Source organism: Methylosinus sp. H3A (assembly GCF_015709455.1).
In the GTDB taxonomy this organism is placed as follows: Bacteria; Pseudomonadota; Alphaproteobacteria; order Rhizobiales; family Beijerinckiaceae; genus Methylosinus.
The window spans coordinates 4,177,352-4,196,668 of record NZ_JADNQW010000005.1 but is presented as its reverse complement, the minus strand read 5'-3'; the positions used below and the strand labels follow the sequence as shown (position 1 = coordinate 4,196,668).

Genomic DNA, 19,317 nt, shown 5'->3' with positions numbered 1-19,317 from the left:
GATGCTTCCGGCTTCGATGCGCGTCTCCTTTTACGCCACGGCCGAAACGGAGCCGCGGCGTCCCGGACCTCCCATCCTCCCGCGCCAAATTTCGGCGGCGGGCGCAAAGGCGCGCGCCCGCCTCTTCCTCGCCTCCCGCGACGTCCTGGCCGGGCTGGTCCCGGCCAATCCACGCCAACACCCCGAGGCGCCTCGACAAGTTCGGCGTGACGCCGAAGCTCCGGCGGAGCCCCACGGGATGAAATTCGTCGATGGCGGGCGCTTTCCTATGGTTTCTCAGCTGCTTGGCGGGGATGGCCGGGACCAGCCCGGCCAGGACGGCCGCAGCGTCTCGCTATGGGTGAATCCGATAGCCGCTGAAGGGGAGGGTGGAAGGCGCCGTTGCAGCTTGACACCGCCCCTTCCCCCTGCGCTTCTCCGCGGCTAGAAACATCCCTCCTATGAACATAAAGACACTCGAGATGCATCGCTATCGTTCGCATAATTGTGGAGAGCTGCGCGAGACAAAGGCCGGCGAGACCGTCCGCCTCTCCGGCTGGTGCCACCGCATTCGTGACCATGGCGGCGTGCTGTTCGTCGATCTGCGCGACCATTACGGCTTGACCCAATGCGTCGTCGATCCCGACTCGCCGGCCTTCAAAGACGCGGAGAAGCTGCGCTCCGAATGGGTCGCGCGTCTCGACGGCGAGGTGCGCAAGCGCCCCGCCGGCACCGAGAATCCCGATATGCCGACCGGCCTGATCGAGGTCTATGTGACCGAGATCGAGGTGCTGGGCCCGGCGGCCGAGCTGCCGCTGCCGGTCTTCGGCGACATCCCCTATCCGGAAGAGACGCGGCTGCGCTATCGCTTCATCGATCTGCGCCGCGAGAAGCTGCACGCCAATATCATGCTGCGCGGCAAGGTCATCGATTCGCTGCGCCAGCGGATGAAGTCCCTGGGCTTCTTCGAGTTCCAGACGCCGATTCTCACCGCCTCCTCGCCGGAGGGCGCGCGCGACTTTCTGGTGCCCTCGCGCATGCATCCGGGCAAATTCTATGCGCTGCCGCAGGCGCCGCAGCAGTTCAAGCAGCTGCTGATGGTGGCGGGCTTCGATCGCTATTTCCAGATCGCGCCGTGCTTTCGCGACGAGGACGCCCGCGCCGACCGCAGCCCCGGCGAGTTCTACCAGCTCGATATCGAAATGAGCTTCGTGACGCAGGAGGATGTGTTCGAGGCCGTCGAGCCGGTGCTGCGCGGCGTGTTCGAGGAATTCGGCGGCGGCAAGCCGGTGACGCAGAGCTTCCCCAAGATCGCCTTCCGCGACGCCATGCTGAAATATGGCTCCGACAAGCCCGATCTGCGCAATCCGCTGATCATCGCCGATGTCAGCGCGGAATTCGCGCGCGACGATGTGAGCTTCAAGGCCTTCAAGGGCAAGGTCGTGCGCGGCATTCCGGCGCCGGGCGCGGCGTCGCAGCCGCGCAGCTTCTTCGACAAGCTCAATGATTGGGCGCGTTCGGAAGGCGCGCCGGGCCTCGGCTACATCATCTTCGACGAGGAGAATGGCGCGCTGATCGGCAAGGGCCCGATCGCGAAATTCATTCCGCCGGAGGCGCTGGCCGCGCTCGCCGCCAAGGGCGGCGTGAAGGCCGGCGACGCATTGTTCTTCTCGGCCGGCGAGGAGCTGAAGGCGGCCAAGCTCGCCGGCGCCGCGCGCCTGCGCGTCGGCACGGAGCTCGGCCTGTCGAAGACGGATGTCTTCGAATTCTGCTGGATCGTCGACTTCCCGATGTACGAATATAACGAGGACGACAAGAAGATCGACTTCTCGCACAATCCCTTCTCCATGCCGCAAGGCGGCCTCGAGGCGCTGGAGAATAAGAACCCGCTCGATCTTCTCGCCTATCAATACGACATCGTCTGCAACGGCATCGAATTGTCCTCGGGCGCGATCCGAAATCATCGCCCGGACATTATGAAGAAGGCTTTCGAGATCGCCGGCTATGGCGAGGATGTGCTGCTCGAGAAATTCGGCGGCATGTATCGCGCCTTCCAATATGGCGCCCCGCCGCATGGAGGCATCGCGCCGGGCGTCGATCGCATCGTGATGCTGCTCGCGGGCGAGGAGAATTTGCGCGAGGTCGTGCTGTTCCCGATGAACCAGCGCGCCGAAGATCTGCTGATGGGCGCGCCCTCCGAGGCGACGCCCAAGCAGCTGCGCGAGCTGCACATCCGCCTGAACCTGCCCGAAAAGGGCTGAGTCTCACAACCGCGCCCCTTCTCCCGTTCCGGGAGAAGGTGGCCCGACGAAGTCGGGTCGGATGAGGGCCGCCGCGGTTGGCGCTCCTCAAAAAAATCTATCCCCATGCGTCGAATGGCGGTCAATATCGGCGCATGGTTTTTGACGTCCGCTCCACGCCGAAGCGCCCTCATCCGACCCCGCTTCGCGGGGCCACCTTCTCCCACGAGTGGGAGAAAGAAGGCGCGGCTTCATTTTTCCGCGAGCGTTTCCAGCGCGGCGCCGGTCATGCGGCAGATTTTCCATTCGTGCATGAGCTTTGCGCCCTGCGCCTCATAGAAGGCGATGGATGGCGTGTTCCAATCCAGCACCGACCATTCGAAACGGCCGAGTCCCTCGGCGACGCAGCGCCGCGCGAGATGGACGAGCAGCGCCTTGCCTATGCCGCCGCCGCGAAATTGCGGCCGCACGAAAATATCCTCGAGCCAAACGCCATGCCGGCCGCGAAACGACGAGAAAGTATAGAACCACAGAGCGAAGCCCGCGGGGGCGCCGTCGCTTTCGGCGATGTCGCAGAAGACGCGCGGGTTCGGCGCGAACAGCGCCTCGGCGAGCATCTCCTCCGACGCCTCGACCTCATGCGAGAGCTGCTCATATTCCGCGAGCTCGCGCACGAAAGCGGCGACGAGCGCGCTGTCTTCGCGCGCGGCGGGGCGGATGTGGATCACGCCTGCGTTTCCTCGACGATCTTATCCTCGACGATCAGAGCCGCGCGAACGAGCCCGCGCACGGAATTGCCGAAATAGAATTCCGCGTCGCCGGAAAAATCCTCGAGCCGCAGCAGGCTCTCGCGCGCCTCGCCGCTGGCGAGAAGATGCGCGCGCAATGTTCCCGGCAAGAGCCCGCTGGAGAGCGGCGGCGTCAGCAGCACGCCGTCGCGCGAAAGGAACACATTTGTGCGCGCGCCCTCGCAGACTTCGTCGCGCTCGTTGCGAAACAGCACCTCGTCGGCGCGGCAGCGCATCGCCGCTTCGGCCAGCTCGCGCTCATAGAGCTCGCGCCGTGTCGTCTTGTGGCGCAGCATCGGATCATCCGATTCGAAGCGCGCCTCGGCGATGGCGACGCGCCAGACCGTGTCCGGCTCGATGGCGTCGATCGGCAGCGAGCTCGCCTCGAAGCGGCCGTCGTGGCCGAGCGCATAGCGCACGCGCAGACGGTCATCGAGCGGGTCGGCGACCTCCTCGTTCAACGCCGCGAGAAAGGCCTCGTCGCTGTGAACGAATCCGAGCGCGCGCGCCGAGGCCGAGAGCCGCGCGATATGTTCGTCGAGATAGAGAAAACCGCCGCTCTCGGTCCACAGCAGCGTTTCGATCAGGCCGAATTCGTCAGCGCTCCGGTCAGGAATTTCGCCTTGATCAGACATTCTTCATATTCCTCGCGCGCCCGCGAATCGGCGACAACCGCAGAGCCGACGTTGCAGACGAGCTCCCCATCCGGGAAAAGGGTGAGCGTGCGGATCGCCACATTGAATCGGATCGCCCCGTCGGGCGCGATGAGGCCGAGCGAGCCGCAATAGACGCCGCGGGCGGCGCATTCGAGATCGCGGATAATTTCCATCGCGCGAATCTTCGGCGCGCCGGTCACAGAGCCGCAGGGAAAGAGCCCGGCGAAGAGATCGGAGAGCGTCACGCCGTCGCGCAGCTTCGCCTCTATGCCGGAGGTCATCTGATGCAAGGTCGGATAGGTCTCGACGGTGAAGAGATCGGTCACGCGCACCGAGCCGACCTCCGAGAGGCGCGAGAGATCATTGCGCAGCAGATCGACGATCATCAGATTTTCGGCGCGGGATTTCTCGTCCTGCGTCAGCAGGGCGGCGCGCGCCATATCCTCGCTCGGCATGAAGCCGCGTCGCGCGGTTCCCTTCATCGGCCGGGCGCGAATCGCGCCTTCGCAGACGTCGAAGAAGACCTCGGGCGAGAGCGAGACGATCCTCTCCTCGCCGAGCGCGACGACGCCGCCATAGGCGACCGGCTGGCGCTTGCGCAATGCGCGATAGAGCGCCGTCGCCTCGCCCTCGTAGCGGCCATGGAGCGGGAAGGTCAGATTGATCTGATAGACATCGCCCGCAAAAATGAATTCGCGGCATTTGTCGAAGCGCTCGGTATAGTCGGCGAGGCTCCAGGCCGGGGTCAGCGCGATCTCGACCGGCGCCGTCTCGGTAGCCAGCGATGCGGCGTTGCGCCATTCATATTGGCGCGGCGCGCGGAAGGCGCCGAAGAGCAGCAGCGGCGTGCGCGCCTGCGGCAGCGGGCCGCTCGCGAATTTCGCCTCCAGCGCATAGCCGAGCTCATAGCCGGCGTAGCCCGCGAGAAAGAGCCCGCGCCGCGTCGCCGCCTCCATGCGCGCGAAAGCCTGCGGAACTTCCGCCGCCGTGTCGGCGCGGATGATCTCCTCCGGCTCGTCGAAGAGCAGAGCGGCGCCGTTTCGTCCGTCCTCGAAGACGACGAAGGGGCCATCGGGCGCCTTATTGGGATCGAAAGGCTCGCGCCCGCGAAGCTCGGCGATATGGAACATGGGGGGCGCGGCGCTCCGGTTCGGAAAGCGCATCTTATATCAGCCGGGCCCGCGGATGAAGCCGCGAGTTGGTGCTTCATGGCGCGGCGTCGGGGCTTTTCGACGGCGCGATTTTGTCGAGCAGCCGGATCAGCTGCTCGATCTCGGCCGCGCTCAGCTCGGAAAAGGCGCTTCGCAAGGCTTCGGCCAGCAGAGGCGCCGCGCGTTCGAGCAGCTCTCTTCCCGAATCCGTCAGATGGTGGCGGATCGCGCGGCCGGGTCCACTCACGCGCTCGACGAGACTGCGTTTCGCCAATTTGCTCACCAGCTCGCCGACGGATTGATCGGTCATCATGCTCGCTTTCGCGAGCGCGTGGGTGGATAGGGCCGGACTGGCGCGAATTCGCTCGAGGACGACCCAGAGCGCCATCGTCAGGCCGACATTCGCCAGACATCGATCGAAAGCGGCGCTCTTGGCGATTTGCGCGCGTTTCAGACCGAGCGCCGCCAGCCTCAAACGGTCATCGAGCATATAAGGCTCCTTGCATAGATGCGCGGATCAATATATAAGGTTCCTTGTATATGGGGATCTCGCCGAAGCCATCGGAGCGCTCATGTCCGTCGTCAATTTCGCCGATCGAAAGGGCGATACCGCCCGTGTCGCTCTTATAACCGGAGCCACCGCCGGCATGGGGCTCGAAATCGCCCGCCAGCTTGCCGCTAAGGGGCTGAAGGTCGTCATCGGCGCGCGCGATGTCGAGCGCGGCCTTCGCGTCGCCGAGGAGCTCGGCTCCGGGGGAGGGGATGTCGTCGCGCTCGCGCTGGACGTCACCGATTCCGCTGGCGTCTCGCAAGCCGCCGCTCGGCTCGCCGGCGAGATCGGCCGGCTGGACGTGCTGATCAACAATGCGGGCGTCGCCAGGGACCAGCACAAGCGCCCGACGGAAACGACATTGCAGGATTTTCGCGAGACCTATGAGACGAATGTCTTCGGCGTGGCCACGGTGACGAACGCGTTTCTGCCGTTGCTCATGAAGTCGGACGATGGCCGCATCATAAATCAATCGGCCGCGCTCGGCTCGCACAGCATGACGGCGCGCATGGAGCCGCCATTGGTGAAGCTCAATTGGCTCGCCTACAACAGCTCGAAAGCGGCGCTGAATTCGATCACGCTGGAATACGCCAAGCATTTGAGGGAAACCTCGGTCAAAGTCTATGCGACCTCGCCGGGGCAGGTGGCGACCGCGCTCAATGGCTATCGCGCGGGCGGGGTGACGCCGGCGGAGGGCGCCGAAGTCGCCGTGCGTCTCGCGACGCTGGACCCGGCGCCGCCGAGCGGCGGCTTTTGGGGGCCTGCCGGGCGACTGGACTGGTAGCGTCGACCCCCGCGGAAAATTGCTCCTCGCCCCATTGCGCTATATGGAACAGCGGAGCTTTCCTCCCGTCCCATGAGCGCAAGATGCCCCATTCCCCCGATCATTCGCCGAGCGAGCGCGGAATGCGCCTCCTCTTCATCGGCGATGTGGTGGGGCGGGCCGGGCGCAAGGCCATACAGGAGCGGCTGCCGGAGCTGCGCCGTCGCTGGGGGCTCGATTTCATCGTCGTCAATGGCGAGAACGCCGCCGGAGGCTTCGGCATAACCGAGGCCATTTGCGACGAAATCCTCGCCGCCGGCGCCGATTGCGTGACGACCGGCAATCACGTCTTCGATCAGCGCGAGGCGCTCGTCTTCATCGAGCGCCAGCCGCGGCTGTTGCGCCCGGTGAATTATCCGCCCGGCACGCCCGGCCGCGGGGCCAATCTCTACACGGCCGAGAACGGCCGCCAGGTGCTGGTGGTCAATGTGCAGGGCCGCGTCTTCATGGATGCGCTCGACGATCCTTTCGCGGCAATCGAGCGCGAGGTGGGCGCCTGTCCGCTGGGCATGGCTTGCGACGCGCTCATCGTCGACATACATGCCGAAACGTCCAGCGAGAAAATGGCGATGGGCCATTTCGTCGACGGACGCGCCTCTCTGGTGGTGGGCACACATACGCATGTGCCGACGGCGGACGGGCATATCTTGCCCCATGGCACGGCCTATATGACCGACGCCGGCATGACCGGAGACTATGATTCGGTCATCGGCATGGAGAAGGAGGAGCCGCTGCGCCGCTTCACCCGCAAAACGCCGGGCGCCCGCTTCGAGCCAGCCCAGGGCGAGGCGACGCTCTGCGGCGTCGCGGTGGAGCTTTCGGCCGACGGCCTCGCGCGGCGCATCGCCCCGGTGCGGATCGGCGGCCGGCTGGCGCAGGCCAAGCCGGACTTCTGGCAGGTGGAGGACGAGACCCGCGCGGGGCTCGTCGAAGCGATCGGAGCGCCAAGGCGATGAGATGGGATCAGCTCGGCCAGTCCGACAATATAGAGGATCGTCGCCAGGAGACTGCCGACGCCGGCGCCGGGCCGAGCTTCGGAGGCGGCGGCGGGCTCGGGCTCGGCACGATCGTCATTCTCGGGGTGATCGCCTATGCGCTCGGCATAAATCCCGCGCTGCTCATCGGCGGCGCGGAAGTGTTCAGCAATATGCGCGGCGGCGGGCAGGTGGCGCAGCAGCGCCTCGACCGGCCGACGCGTCAGGCGCCGACCGGCGCGCCGGCCGATCGCCAGGGACAGTTCATTTCCGCCGTGCTCGCCGGCAATGAGCGCGTGTGGTCGCAGATTTTGCCGGAGCAGAAGGGGATTCGCTTCGATCCGGCGCGGCTCGTGCTGTTCAACGGCGTCACCGGCTCGGCCTGCGGGCGCGCGCAATCGGCCATGGGGCCTTTCTATTGCCCGATCGACCGGAAAATCTATCTCGACACATCGTTTTTCCGCGACATGGATCGACGCTTCGGCGGCGGCGGCGATTTCGCCTACGCCTATGTGATCTCCCATGAGATGGGCCATCACATCGAAAATCTGCTCGGCATTCTGCCCAAGGTCCAGCGCGCACAGCAGATGGCGTCGAGCCGCTCGGAGTCCAATAATCTCTCGGTCCGCGTCGAGCTGATGGCCGATTGCCTCGCCGGCGTCTGGGCGGCGCATGCCGATCAGAATTGGAAGATTCTCGAGAAGGGCGACATAGAGAAGGCGATCAACACCGCGCAGGCGATCGGCGACGACCGACTCCAGCAGGCCGGTCAGGGCTACGCCGTTCCGGACAGCTTCACCCATGGCTCCTCGGCGCAGCGCGTCCAGTGGTTCCAGCGCGGGCTCCAGACCGGCAAGATCGACGCCTGCAATACGTTTTCGGCGCAGCGCTGAATTTTTGGCACGACTGGGGTCGGTCGAGCGTTCATTCCAATTGCGGAAAATCTCATGGCGGACGAGCTCATTCCCCGCGCGCATCTGTTCGGCAATCCGAAAAAGGCGGCGGCGCGGCTCAGTCCCGACGGGCGGCTGCTCGCCTGGCTGCAGCCGGACGAGGGCGTGCTCAATATTTTCGTCGCGCCGCTCGAGGGCCTCGACGCAGCGCGCGCCGTCACCAAGGATCGCAAGCGCGGCGTGCGGATATTCTCCTGGGCCTATGACGGCCGCAGCCTGCTCTATATGCAGGACGAAGGCGGCAACGAGAATTTCCACGTCTTTGTCGTCGACGCCGAGGGCGGCGAGGCGCGCGATCTCACGCCCTTCGACGGCGTCGCCGCGCGCATCGGCAAGATCAGCCGCAAGATCCGCGACCGCGTCATTCTCAGCGTCAATCGCCGCGACAAGCGTTTCCACGACGTCTACGCCGTCACGCTCGCGACCGGCGAATTATCGCTCGTGCAGGAGAATCCGGGATACGCCGGCTTCATCCTCGATGACGAATACCGGCCCCGTCTCGCCCTGCGGAACACGCCGGACGGACGCAGCGAGATTCTGCGTTCCGAGGGCGGCGCCTGGGCGCCCTGGATCGTTTTCGATGCGGCGGATGCGCGCTCCTCATCGCCGCTGCATCTGGACGCCGAGGCGAAGACTTTGTTCCTGCGCGACTCGCGGAATCGCGACAAGGCGGCGCTCGTTCGCGTCGATCTCGCCTCCGGCGCGACGACGCTCGTCGCCGAGAGCGACAAGGCCGATATCGGCCATGTCATTACCGATCGCGAAAGCTATCTGCCGCTGGCTTACGGGGTCGAGCGCGAGCGCCTCGAATATTTCGCGCTCGACGATCGCATCCGCGCGGATATCGATTTTTTGAATGCGCGTGACATCGGCGATTGGGGAATCGCCAGCCGCACGGAGGATGATTCGTTGTGGGTCGTCTCGGCGGCCTCCGACACGAGTCCGTCGGTCGATCATCTCTATGATCGTCGCGCGAAGACGCTGCGCATTCTGCATCGCGCGCGGCCGGAGCTCGTGGGCGCGCCGCTGCGCCCGATGCGGCCGGTCACGATCAAATCGCGCGATGGGCTCGATCTCGTCTGCTATCTCACTCTGCCGAAAGCGGCCGAGGCGAAGGCCCCTCAGCCTATGGTGCTGCTCGTCCACGGCGGGCCGTGGAGTCGCGGCTCCTTCGGCTATGACGCGCAACATCAATGGCTCGCCAATCGCGGCTACGCCGTGCTCAGCGTGAATTTTCGTAGCTCCACTGGCCTCGGCAAGGCCTTCGTCAACGCCGGCGACCACGAATGGGGTCGGCGCATGGACGACGATCTTCTCGACGCCGTCGATTGGGCGATCCGACAAGGGATCGCGGATATGAGCCGCATCGCGATCATGGGCGGCAGCTATGGCGGCTACGCCACGCTCGTCGGATTGACGCGTAATCCGCAGCTCTATGCTTGCGGCGTCGACATCGTCGGCCCCTCCAATCTCGAGACGCTGCTCGCGACGATCCCACCCTATTGGGAATCGTTTCGCGCGCAGCTCGTGAAGGCGATCGGCGATCCGGCGACGGAGGAGGGGCGCGCATTGCTGCGCGAGCGTTCTCCCCTTTATCACGCCGACCGTCTCGCCAAGCCGCTGCTGATCGCGCAGGGCGCCAATGACCCGCGCGTGAAACAGGCCGAAGCCGAGCAGATGGTCGCGGCGCTCGAGAGCAAGAAGATTCCGGTCGCCTATCTGCTCTATCCGAACGAGGGCCATGGTTTCGCGCGGCCGGAAAACTCGCTCTCCTTCCACGCCATCGCCGAGAATTTCCTCGCCCGTCATCTCGGCGGCCGCGCCGAGCCGGTGCGGGCGGAGGAGCTGAAGGAGAGCAGTCTGCGCATAGAGAAGGGGGCGTCGGAACTCGCGCTGCCGTAGCGGCGGCTCGCGCCGTGTCAGATCGCGCGTCGCGCTTTCGTCGTCAGCTCCATCGCGCGCAGCTTTTTGGCGAGCGTCGCCAGATCGCCGGCTGCGCCGAAATCCTCGCGGCGCGCGACGAGGCCGACGGGCTCCGCCAGCCGCGGCGCGAGGCGTGTCAGCAGCGAGTTCGGCGCGGCGCGCAGCACCATGGCGCGGTCGCGCTCGCCATAGGCGAGGGCGTCGCGCAATTCGTCGACGAAGCCGCGCTCGGGCGCATGGCCGGCGCGCAAAACGAGAACATCGGGATAGCGCATGGCGGGCAGCGCGCGGGCGAGGCCAGAACGCGCGTCGACGGCTTCGACAAGCCCGCAGCCGGCCTCCTCGGCGATGACGCCGAGGCCGGAGTCCGGCGGGCCGACCAGAACCGCGTCGGCGACGAGGCCGGCCACACAGGCGTCCACGAGCGAGGCCAGAGTGCGCACGATCGCCTCGCGCTCGGCCGATTCCCGGCCGCGCCCGCCTGTCGCCGGCGGCGTGTCGAATGCGAGGATGACGGCCGAGAGCATGAGCGTAGCCAGTGGGTGCGCCTATCGTAAGACGCTCATATTCCACATTCTGGCCCTGCACGGCAAATGCGCTGCGGCGAGCTCGATCTCAGATGCGAAGCGTGTCGAATGTCGCGCCGATCTCCGCGGCGTCGAACTCCGCAATAGCGGCGGGCAGCAGCGGATCATCGCCTTCGATCCAGCGCTTCTCGGCCTCGGCGGAATTGAGAGCGAGAGCGACCGCGCCGTTGAGCTCGTAGAGACGCCAAGAGAGTCCGGCGGAACGCAGCGACGACATCAGCGCATTCTGCACGAGGCTGCGCACGACGAGATGCGGCGTCGAAATGCTGGTGTCGGCGTCGGCGCCGGCCGTCGCGGCGAGGCAGGCGTTCTTGTCATAGGAGGCGTGGCCGCGGCAGGCGAGCGGCCGCAGCCGATAGAGCAGGCAAAGGCCCGCCTCTATATAGGGGCAGGGCTGGCGCAGGGACATGCGCGCGCTCTCCGAGCAGCCATTGGCGAAGGCGTTGATCGCCGCTATGCGCCCCGGAAGATCGACGCCGCGTTGCGCCAGCGCGCGCTGATTGGCGGTGACGAAACGCGCGACGAGAAACACTTCCGGCGCCGTCGCGACGACGCGCAGCACGCAGCAGGCGGGACAATCGCCCGCGCAGGCGATGGCCGGCGCGCCTTCGGTCTGAATGGCGAGATTGCCCTCGAAACTGTCGAAGGCCTGGAGGCAGAGCGCGCCGATGAACTCCGGCCGGGCGCGGCGCTCGCGGATCGTCGCGTCGAAGGCCTGCGCCATTGCGTTGAAGAAAGAGGAGGGGCCTTCGGAGGTCGGGTCGGTCATAGGCGCGCTCGGCTATGTGGCTCGGTTACGCTATGTAACAACGATACATAATGATGAGCAAGCCACAGATTCTTCGCTCGAGCCGTCGTTCGGAGCCGCGGGTCGCGCGCGCGGCGGCCGGAACCGGCGTCCTGCTCGCGCGTTTTCTACGCCGTCGGGGGCAGGGGCGCAAAGGGGGAGGCCGCATCGATGAAACGAACCGTCTTCATCTTGTCCACGGTCGCCGCGCTCTCCGGCGCGGGCGCGGCCGACGCGCACAACGACTTCACCGATCGCGCGGAATATTTCGCGGCGACCCCGCAGTCGCCGGTCTACTATGAGCCGCAATTCTATTATTATCCGAGCTATGGTCAGCCGCTCTACACGGGGCGCTCGATCTATCTCGCGCCGCGGCGTCGGCGCCACTGAGGCGCCGAGACGCTCCTTTTAGAACTCGACCTCGAGCTCCTCGATCTCTTCCTTCTCGAGGAGAGCGGCGGCGATCCATTCCTGCATCGCCGGCCATTCGAAAATACGGTCGCAATAGGCTTGCGCGACATCGTCGAGCGGCACGTCATAGGTGCGGAAACGCGTCGCCACCGGCGCGTACATGGCGTCGGCCATGGAGAGCGGACCGAAGAGATAGGGCCCGCCATAGGTCTCCAGGCATTCGCGCCATATCTGCGTCACGCGCGCAATGTCGCCCTGCGCCTTCGACCACACTTTGAATTTCGGAAAATGCCCTTTCAAATTCATCGGCAGCGCCGAGCGCAGCGATGTGAATCCCGAATGAATCTCGCCGCAGATCGAGCGGCAATGGGCGCGGCGCAGGCGCTCGGCCGGCAATAGGCCCGCAGCTGGCGCAATCTCGTTCAGAAACTCGCCGATCGCCAGAGTGTCCCATATTTTGGCGCCGTCATAGGTGAGGCTGGGCACCAGAATCGATGGCGACAGCAGGAGAATTTCCGCGCGCGCCGCGACATCGTCGGGGCTGACGACCAGCTCCTCGAAAGCGAGGCCGGAGAGCTTGGTCATCAGCCAGCCCCGCAAGGACCAGGACGAGTAATTCTTGCTGCTGATCGTGAGCGTCGTCGCCGGCATGAGAAACGCTTCCTCCTTCTCCTTATTGTGGACTGCGCAGCAAGCCCTGTGCCATGCTAGAGCCGATCAATGGCACGGGGCTTGCTCGACGAGCCCTATCGGTAACGAGGTTTCGCGCAGCCGCATGATGTATGACGCTTATCAGAGCTACGCCGATGTGAGCAATCGACTTCGGACGGCGGCGGCGAGCAGCGAGCGATTGCTCAGTCTGTGGAAATCGACGCCCTATGCGTCGCCACTACGATGTTTCGAAGCCTATTGCGAATTGATCGCATTGCTCGGCTTCACCCATGAGCGGCCCGATTACGGCATCACGCAGCTCGCCTTGCACAATGGCGCGGTCGTCGACATCGTGGAGGAGCCCGTCTATTCCACGCCCTTCTGCACATTGCAGCGTTTCGTGCGCAAGGATGCAGAGAATCTGCCGCGCGTGCTGCTCGTCGCGCCCATGTCCGGGCATTTCGCGACCCTGTTGCGCGGCACGATCCGCACGTTGCTGCAGGACCACGACGTCTATGTGACCGATTGGACCAACACGCGCGACATTCCGCTCGCGGAAGGCGTGTTCGGCATGGACGAGTTCGTCCAGCATCTCATCGATTTCCTGCGCTTCCTCGGCCCGCCGTCGCATGTCGTCGCCGTCTGCCAGCCGACCGTCGCGGCGCTCGCCGCCGTCGCCGTCATGGCCGAGGACAATGACCCCGCCCAGCCGGCGAGCCTCACGCTTATGGCCGGGCCGATCGACGTCAGCGTCTCGCCGACCAAGGTCAATGAATTCGCCGTCTCCAAGCCGATCGAATGGTTCCGCAACAATGTCATCGGCACCGTGCCGCGCGCGCTGCCGGGGGCCGGGCGCCGCGTCTATCCGGGCTTTCTGCAGATCGCCGGCTTCATGAGCATGAATATCGAGCGCCACGCCAACGCTTTCATCGACCTCTTCCGCCACAGGGTCGAGGGCGATCATGAGAAGGCGGATCGCATCCGCACCTTCTATGAGGAATATTTCGCCATCATGGACCTCGATGCGGATTTCTACCTGCAGACGATCGAGACCGTCTTCCACCAGAATGCCCTTTCTGCAGGCAAATTGCTCTTTAGGGGGCGAACAGTGACGCCGCGCGCGATCAAGAAGACTTTTCTGCTCACCGTCGAGGGCGAGAAGGACGATATTTGCGCCGTGGGCCAGACGCTCGCCGCGCAGGATCTGTGCAGCGGCCTGCGCCCCTATATGAAGTCCCACCACCTGCAGGCCGGCGTCGGCCATTACGGCGTCTTCAATGGCAAGCGCTGGGACAATCAAATCTATCCGGTGGTCCGCGACCACATCCAATGCAGCGTGTGATCCGGCGAGTGGACCGCATCATCCGATTTGGAAGCGTGTCATTCCCGGCGCGCGCGATCGGGATTCCCGCGCGATAGCCGACATTTCGTGTCCGTGCTCTGGATTTCCCGGTCGGGCCTTCGAGCCGCCAGGAAAGACGATGCGTCTATGAGTTCAGGGCGCCGCGTTGCGCCAGCCCGGCCGGGGCTGTGACATTTTGTTGCAGGGCGTCACGGCTCGGCCACAGGGGTGGGGGAGAGGCGCTTCGCATTGCATATAATTATATGATTTAAAACAATAAAATACACAATTCAGAGGTCGTCGGGGTTGCCGGTCTATTACTGTCCTCTATAGGCCTACGGGAATTTTTCCTTGAATTTTTTGTGCGGCGCAATATTCTATCGTCACTGAATTTCGGTGCGCTCCGTCGAGCATCCTTCCCGAGCCGCGCCGCCGGAATTGAAATTTCTAAAGGCCTTCCGACCCGCACGTCCGTGGCTGTGAAGGCGAGACGAGGTCACTATGGAATCGATCAAGACTTGGTTTCAGGACTGGTCCGACGCCTGCGAATACGCCAAGGAATGCGCGCCCGACCTGTCTTTCCTCCCCGGCGAACCCTTCACCGCGCTCTTCGGCATCGGCGCCGTGTGCTTCCTCGTCTGGTGGTGGAACGAGCGTTCCCTGCGCGCGCAAATGGCGATTGTCGCCAGCACTTGGGCCACGCCGCAGCCGGTCGAGGCTCATGAGGGTCTGACCGCAGTTCTCGACCGCGCGCGGGCTTTCTTCCCGGCGGCTCTGAAGCGAGCCGCCTGATCGCGAGGGCGGACCGGAACGATCGGACGGCGGCGCCCCTGCCGTCCGCTCGTTTTCGAGGGAAGGTCGACAGGGCGGCGGCCATAGGCTAGGCGTGGAGCAGAGCTCCGCCGGACCCGCCGCCGCAATGCGCATCGACTCACGCCATTATCGCACCATCTGGGAGAACGCCGACGGAAGCGTCGAAGCGATCGACCAGACCAAGCTCCCCCATAGATTCGAGACCAAGAGGCTCGCCTCGCTCGACGATGCGGTCGCGGCGATCGCGACCATGGTCGTGCGCGGCGCGCCGCTCATCGGCGTGACCGGCGCTTATGGCCTCGCTCTCGCCGCCGCCGCCGATCCCAGCGACGAGGCGATCGAGGCCGCCCATGCGCGGCTGGCCGACGCAAGGCCGACGGCGGTCAATCTGCGCTGGGCGCTCGATCGGCTACGCCGTCTGCTCCTCGCCGCGGCCCCCTCCGAGCGGCCAGCGCTCGCCTTTGGCGAGGCCGGGGCGATCGCCGACGAGGACGCGCTCAGCTGCGAGGCGATCGGCGATCATGGCGCGGCGCTCATCTGCGCCGCCGCCACGGAGCGCCGCGGTCGGCCGGTCAATATTCTCACCCATTGCAACGCCGGCTGGCTCGCGGCCGTCGATTGGGGCACGGCGCTGGCGCCCATCTACAAGGCCGCCCGCGACGGCGTCGATCTGCATGTATGGGTCGACGAGACGCGTCCGCGCAATCAAGGCGCGAGCCTCACCGCCTTCGAGCTTTTAGGCGAGGGGATTCCCCATACGGTCATCGCCGACAACACCGGCGGCCATTTGATGCAGCATGGTCTCGTCGATCTCTGTATCGTGGGCAGCGACCGCACGACGCGCGCGGGCGATGTCTGCAATAAGATCGGCACCTATTTGAAGGCCTTGGCCGCCCATGACAATGGCGTGCCGTTCTATGTCGCTCTGCCGAGCTCGACGATCGATTGGCGCATGCGCGACGGCGTGGCCGAAATTCCGATCGAGCAGCGCGACGCTTCCGAAGTGACGCATATTTCCGGCCTCGCCGAGGATGGCGCGGTGACGCGCGTACAAGTGACGCCGAAAGGCTCGAGAGCCGCCAATTACGCATTCGACGTGACGCCTGCGCGCCTCGTCGGCGCACTGATCACCGAACGCGGGGTGTGCGCGGCGAGCGAGGCGGGACTACGCGGATTGTTCCCGGATTTGGCGTGATCGTGGTGCGCGACTCCTTCTCCCGCGTGCAGGAGAAGGTGGCCCCGCGAAGCGAGGTCGGATGAGGGGGCGCCGCGAATATCCGAATCTCGACTGCTTTGCGTCATCGCGCAAATAATCGTAAACGGCTGAAGTGGCGCGAGCCCTCATCCGACCCGACTTCGTCGGGCCACCTTCTCCCGCAGGAGGGAGAAGGGGCGCGCGCTGGTTTTTGATGCTCGGATGTTGTCATGGCCTCTGATGACGCTCCTTCCCGCAAGCGCGGCGAGAGAAAGCCCACGCCGATCGAAGATCTCTCGCCGCGGCGGGCGAAGCTCGAACATTCACGGCTCGCGGAAGAGATCGCCGAGCATGATCGCCGCTACTATCAGGAAGACGCGCCGAGCGTCACAGACGCCGAATATGACGCGCTGCGCCAGCGCTATGAGGCGCTGGAAAAAGCCTTTCCCGAGCTTTCCTCCGACGCATCGCTGACGAAGAAGGTCGGCGCCGCTCCGACGGAGAAATTCGCAAAAATAAAACATGTCGTGCCGATGCTCTCGCTCGGCAATGTATTTTCGGACGAGGAGGTCCATGAATTCGTCGCGCGCGTGCGGCGATTCTTGGGCTTTTCGGACGAGGCGCCGCTGCTCTTCACCGCCGAGCCGAAAATCGACGGCCTCTCCTGCTCGCTACGTTACGAGAAAGGCGTGCTCGTCTCCGCCGCGACGCGCGGCGACGGCTATGAGGGCGAGGACATCACCGCCAATATTCGCACGCTCGAGGAAATCCCGCAGCGCCTGCGCGGCGAGGTCTGGCCCGATGTGCTGGAGGCGCGTGGCGAAGTCTATATGCGGCGCGAGGATTTCTTCGCGCTCAATGAAAGACAGGCGGCCGCAAACAAGCCGCTCTTCGCCAATCCGCGCAATTCGGCCGCGGGCTCTTTGCGCCAGCTCGATCCCAATGTGACCGCGAGCCGGCCATTGCGTTTCTTCGCCTATAGTTGGGGCGAGGTCAGCGTCATGCCTTCCGATACGCAATATGGCATGGTGCAGGCCTTGGCGAGCTTCGGCCTGCCGACCAATCCGCTGACCCAAATTTGCGCCGGCGCCGAGGAGATGCTCGCGCATTTTCGTGACATAGAAGCGCGCCGCGCGACGCTCGGCTATGACATAGACGGCGTCGTCTACAAGGTGGACGATATCGGCTTGCAAATTCGTCTGGGCTTCGTCTCGCGCGCGCCGCGCTGGGCGGTGGCGCATAAATTCCCGGCCGAGCAGGCGAAGACCATCGTGCGCGGCATAGACATAAATGTCGGCCGCACCGGCGCGCTGACGCCGATCGCACGGCTGGAGCCGGTGACGGTCGGCGGCGTCGTCGTCTCCAACGCCACGCTGCACAATGAGGACGAGATCGCGCGCAAAGATATTCGCGTCGGCGACACGGTCGTCGTGCAGCGCGCCGGCGACGTCATTCCGCAGATCGTCGAGGTCGTCGTCGATAAGCCACGCGGCGAGAAGCCTTACGAGTTTCCCCATGTGTGCCCGGCCTGCGGCTCGGCGGCCGTGCGCGAGATCGACGAGAAGACAGGCGAGGCCGATGTCGTGCGCCGCTGCACGGGCTCGCTCGTCTGTCCGGCGCAGGCGATCGAGAGGCTGAAGCATTTCGCCTCGCGCAACGCAATGGACATAGAAGGGCTCGGCGACAAGCAGATCGAGGCTTTCTTCGAGGAAGGGCTCATTCGCACGGCTTCCGAAATTTTCACGCTGGCCGAACGAAACAGAGCGAGCCTGACCAAGCTCGAGAACCGCGAGGGCTATGGCGAGACCTCGGTGCGCAATCTCTTCGCCGCGATCGACGCGCGGCGCAGCGTGCCGATCAATCGCTTTCTCTTCGCGCTCGGCATACGCCATGTCGGCGAGACCAACGCCAAGCGCCTCGCACGGCATTTCGTCGATTTCGCCAGCCTGCGTGACACAGCGCGCGAGGCTGCGCCGGAGAGCGAAGCGCGCGAGCGCATCGAGTCGATCGAAGGCATAGGCGGCGTCGTCGCCGAGGCGCTCTACGACTTTTTCGCCGAGCCGCATAATGAGCGCGAGATCGATGCGCTTTTGGAGCATGTGACGCTGGAGCCCTTGCCGCAGATCGAGAGCGCCTCGCCCGTCGCCGGCAAGACGGTGGTGTTCACCGGCGCGCTGGAGCGGCTGACGCGCGAAGAGGCCAAGGCGCAGGCCGAGCGTTTCGGCGCGAAGATTTCGGGCTCCGTGTCGAAGAAGACCGATCTCGTCGTCGCGGGGCCGGGGGCGGGATCGAAGCTGACAAAGGCCAAGGAGCTCGGGGTCGAGGTCATCAGCGAAGAGGAATGGTTTTCTCGAACGGGGCAGTAGGGGGCGAAGTCGACCGGCGCTGCGCGAAATGGTAAGATCGCCCCGCCATTTTCAAAGTAGGGCGCGCGTCGAGATTCCAGTTTGATCTCTATGTGAGGACAAAGATGACGAGCGAACTCTCTCCGGAAAAAATCCTCGGTCTCGGTCTCGGCTTCTGGAATTCCAAGGCCCTGCTCTCGGCCGTCGAGCTCGGCCTTTTCACCGTGCTGGCGGGAGGGCCTGCGGATGCGCAGACGCTGCGCGCCCGCCTCGGCCTGCATGAGCGCTCGGCGCTCGACTTCTTCGACGCGCTGGTCGCGCTCGGAATGCTCGAGCGCGACAACGGCCTCTATCGTAATACGGCGGAGGCGGACCTCTTCCTCGATCGCGCCAAGCCGAGCTATGTCGGGCAAATATTGGAAATGTCCAATCTGCGCTTGTTCGCGAGCTGGAACCGCCTCACCGAGGCGTTGCGCACCGGAAAAGCGCAGAGCGAGAGCGCCGGCGACAAGGATTTCTTCGGCGCCCTCTATGCCGATCCCGATCGTCTGCGCAGCTTCCTCACCGCGATGAGCGGCATCAGCGCCGGGCCGGCGCAGGCCATCGCCGCGAAATTCCCGTGGAAGGATTATAAGAGTTTCGCCGATGTCGGCGTGGCGCAGGGCATGGTCCCGGCGACCGTCGCACGCGCTCATCCGCATCTGACCGGCGGCGGTTTCGATCTGCCGCAGGTGAAGTCGATCTTCGAGGATTTCATCGCGCAGAACGGCCTCTCCGATCGGCTGCGCTTCTATCCCGGCGATTTCTTCGCGGACGATCTGCCCAAGGTCGACGTCATCGTCATGGGGCACATCCTCCACGATTGGAATCTCGAGCAGAAGCGCATTCTGCTGGCCAAGGCCTATGACGCGCTTCCGAAAGGCGGAGCGCTCATCGTCTATGAGGCGCTCATCGACGATGAGCGCAAGACCAACGCCTTCGGCCTGCTGATGAGCCTCAATATGCTGATCGAGACGCCCGGCGGCTTCGATTACACCGGTGCGGATTGCCAGGGCTGGATGCGCGAGGCCGGCTTCTCGCAGACGCGCGTCGAGCATTTGCTCGGGCCGGATTCGATGGTCATCGCCGTGAAGTGAGGCGCGCGAGCGT

18 protein-coding genes are annotated in these 19,317 nt (G+C 64.9%); 11 read left to right on the top strand and 7 right to left on the bottom strand.

Annotated features, from left to right (window positions below; translation table 11 throughout):
- Positions 1-461 precede the first annotated feature (461 nt).
- Positions 462-2,240 (top strand): aspartate--tRNA ligase, encoded by a 1,779-nt coding sequence (gene aspS / locus IY145_RS22430; RefSeq protein WP_196410675.1) that lies wholly within the window; start codon positions 462-464, stop codon positions 2,238-2,240.
- A 230-nt stretch (positions 2,241-2,470) separates the two neighbouring features.
- On the opposite strand, the gene IY145_RS22425 is transcribed toward aspS, so the two are convergent.
- The 4 genes from IY145_RS22425 to IY145_RS22410 all read right to left on the bottom strand — a co-directional run bounded on the left by IY145_RS22425 (position 2,471) and on the right by IY145_RS22410 (position 5,304).
- Positions 2,471-2,947 (bottom strand): GNAT family N-acetyltransferase, encoded by a 477-nt coding sequence (locus IY145_RS22425; protein WP_196410223.1) that lies wholly within the window; start codon positions 2,945-2,947, stop codon positions 2,471-2,473.
- A complete protein-coding gene (locus IY145_RS22420; RefSeq protein ID WP_196410222.1) occupies positions 2,944-3,642 on the bottom strand; it encodes an aminotransferase class IV family protein in 699 nt (232 codons plus the stop codon). The genes IY145_RS22425 and IY145_RS22420 overlap by 4 nt, the downstream gene beginning before the upstream one ends.
- Positions 3,591-4,793 (bottom strand): aminodeoxychorismate synthase component I, encoded by a 1,203-nt coding sequence (locus IY145_RS22415; RefSeq protein WP_196410221.1) that lies wholly within the window; start codon positions 4,791-4,793, stop codon positions 3,591-3,593. The genes IY145_RS22420 and IY145_RS22415 overlap by 52 nt, the downstream gene beginning before the upstream one ends.
- A gap of 76 nt (positions 4,794-4,869) precedes the next feature.
- Complete coding sequence (locus tag IY145_RS22410) at positions 4,870-5,304, bottom strand: MarR family winged helix-turn-helix transcriptional regulator (RefSeq protein WP_196410220.1); 435 nt, start codon at positions 5,302-5,304, stop codon at positions 4,870-4,872.
- Positions 5,305-5,386: 82 nt separating this feature from the next.
- On the opposite strand from IY145_RS22410, the gene IY145_RS22405 reads away from it, so the two are divergent.
- From IY145_RS22405 to IY145_RS22390, 4 genes are all read left to right on the top strand, one after another.
- Complete coding sequence (locus tag IY145_RS22405; protein ID WP_196410219.1) at positions 5,387-6,148, top strand: SDR family oxidoreductase; 762 nt, start codon at positions 5,387-5,389, stop codon at positions 6,146-6,148.
- A 122-nt stretch (positions 6,149-6,270) separates the two neighbouring features.
- A complete protein-coding gene (locus tag IY145_RS22400; RefSeq protein ID WP_196410674.1) occupies positions 6,271-7,143 on the top strand; it encodes a TIGR00282 family metallophosphoesterase in 873 nt (290 codons plus the stop codon).
- On the top strand, positions 7,140-8,054 hold the full coding sequence (locus IY145_RS22395; RefSeq protein WP_196410218.1) for a neutral zinc metallopeptidase: 915 nt from the start codon (positions 7,140-7,142) through the stop codon (positions 8,052-8,054). The genes IY145_RS22400 and IY145_RS22395 overlap by 4 nt, the downstream gene beginning before the upstream one ends.
- Before the next feature lie 54 nt (positions 8,055-8,108).
- Complete coding sequence (locus IY145_RS22390) at positions 8,109-10,016, top strand: S9 family peptidase (protein ID WP_196410217.1); 1,908 nt, start codon at positions 8,109-8,111, stop codon at positions 10,014-10,016.
- 17 nt (positions 10,017-10,033) lie between these two features.
- Here IY145_RS22390 and IY145_RS22385 read toward each other — a convergent pair whose 3' ends face one another.
- Together IY145_RS22385 and IY145_RS22380 are read right to left on the bottom strand one after the other, a co-directional pair.
- The gene (locus IY145_RS22385; protein ID WP_196410216.1) at positions 10,034-10,564 is read right to left on the bottom strand and encodes a transposase; all 531 of its coding nucleotides are present in this window, start codon (positions 10,562-10,564) and stop codon (positions 10,034-10,036) included.
- An 88-nt stretch (positions 10,565-10,652) separates the two neighbouring features.
- Positions 10,653-11,393: a hypothetical protein gene (locus IY145_RS22380; protein WP_196410215.1), complete on the bottom strand. Its 741-nt coding sequence runs from the start codon at positions 11,391-11,393 to the stop codon at positions 10,653-10,655.
- A gap of 189 nt (positions 11,394-11,582) precedes the next feature.
- Between IY145_RS22380 and IY145_RS22375 the strand changes: the two genes are divergently transcribed.
- Complete coding sequence (locus IY145_RS22375; protein WP_196410214.1) at positions 11,583-11,801, top strand: hypothetical protein; 219 nt, start codon at positions 11,583-11,585, stop codon at positions 11,799-11,801.
- Between the two features lie 18 nt (positions 11,802-11,819).
- Here the strand turns inward: IY145_RS22375 and IY145_RS22370 are convergent, their stop codons facing one another.
- Positions 11,820-12,473, bottom strand: a complete 654-nt coding sequence (locus IY145_RS22370) for a glutathione S-transferase family protein (RefSeq protein WP_196410213.1) — start codon at positions 12,471-12,473, stop codon at positions 11,820-11,822.
- A 127-nt stretch (positions 12,474-12,600) separates the two neighbouring features.
- On the opposite strand from IY145_RS22370, the gene IY145_RS22365 reads away from it, so the two are divergent.
- The 5 genes from IY145_RS22365 to IY145_RS22345 all read left to right on the top strand — a co-directional run bounded on the left by IY145_RS22365 (position 12,601) and on the right by IY145_RS22345 (position 19,304).
- A complete protein-coding gene (locus IY145_RS22365; RefSeq protein ID WP_196410673.1) occupies positions 12,601-13,815 on the top strand; it encodes a polyhydroxyalkanoate depolymerase in 1,215 nt (404 codons plus the stop codon).
- A 501-nt stretch (positions 13,816-14,316) separates the two neighbouring features.
- Positions 14,317-14,607, top strand: a complete 291-nt coding sequence (locus tag IY145_RS22360) for a hypothetical protein (protein ID WP_196410212.1) — start codon at positions 14,317-14,319, stop codon at positions 14,605-14,607.
- 127 nt (positions 14,608-14,734) lie between these two features.
- A complete protein-coding gene (mtnA, locus tag IY145_RS22355) occupies positions 14,735-15,823 on the top strand; it encodes an S-methyl-5-thioribose-1-phosphate isomerase (protein WP_196410211.1) in 1,089 nt (362 codons plus the stop codon).
- 230 nt (positions 15,824-16,053) lie between these two features.
- Positions 16,054-18,189 carry an NAD-dependent DNA ligase LigA gene (ligA, locus tag IY145_RS22350; RefSeq protein WP_196410210.1) on the top strand — a complete coding sequence of 712 codons (2,136 nt, stop codon included), beginning with the start codon at positions 16,054-16,056 and terminating at the stop codon, positions 18,187-18,189.
- 104 nt (positions 18,190-18,293) lie between these two features.
- The gene (locus tag IY145_RS22345; RefSeq protein WP_196410209.1) at positions 18,294-19,304 is read left to right on the top strand and encodes a methyltransferase; all 1,011 of its coding nucleotides are present in this window, start codon (positions 18,294-18,296) and stop codon (positions 19,302-19,304) included.
- Positions 19,305-19,317: the final 13 nt, after the last annotated feature.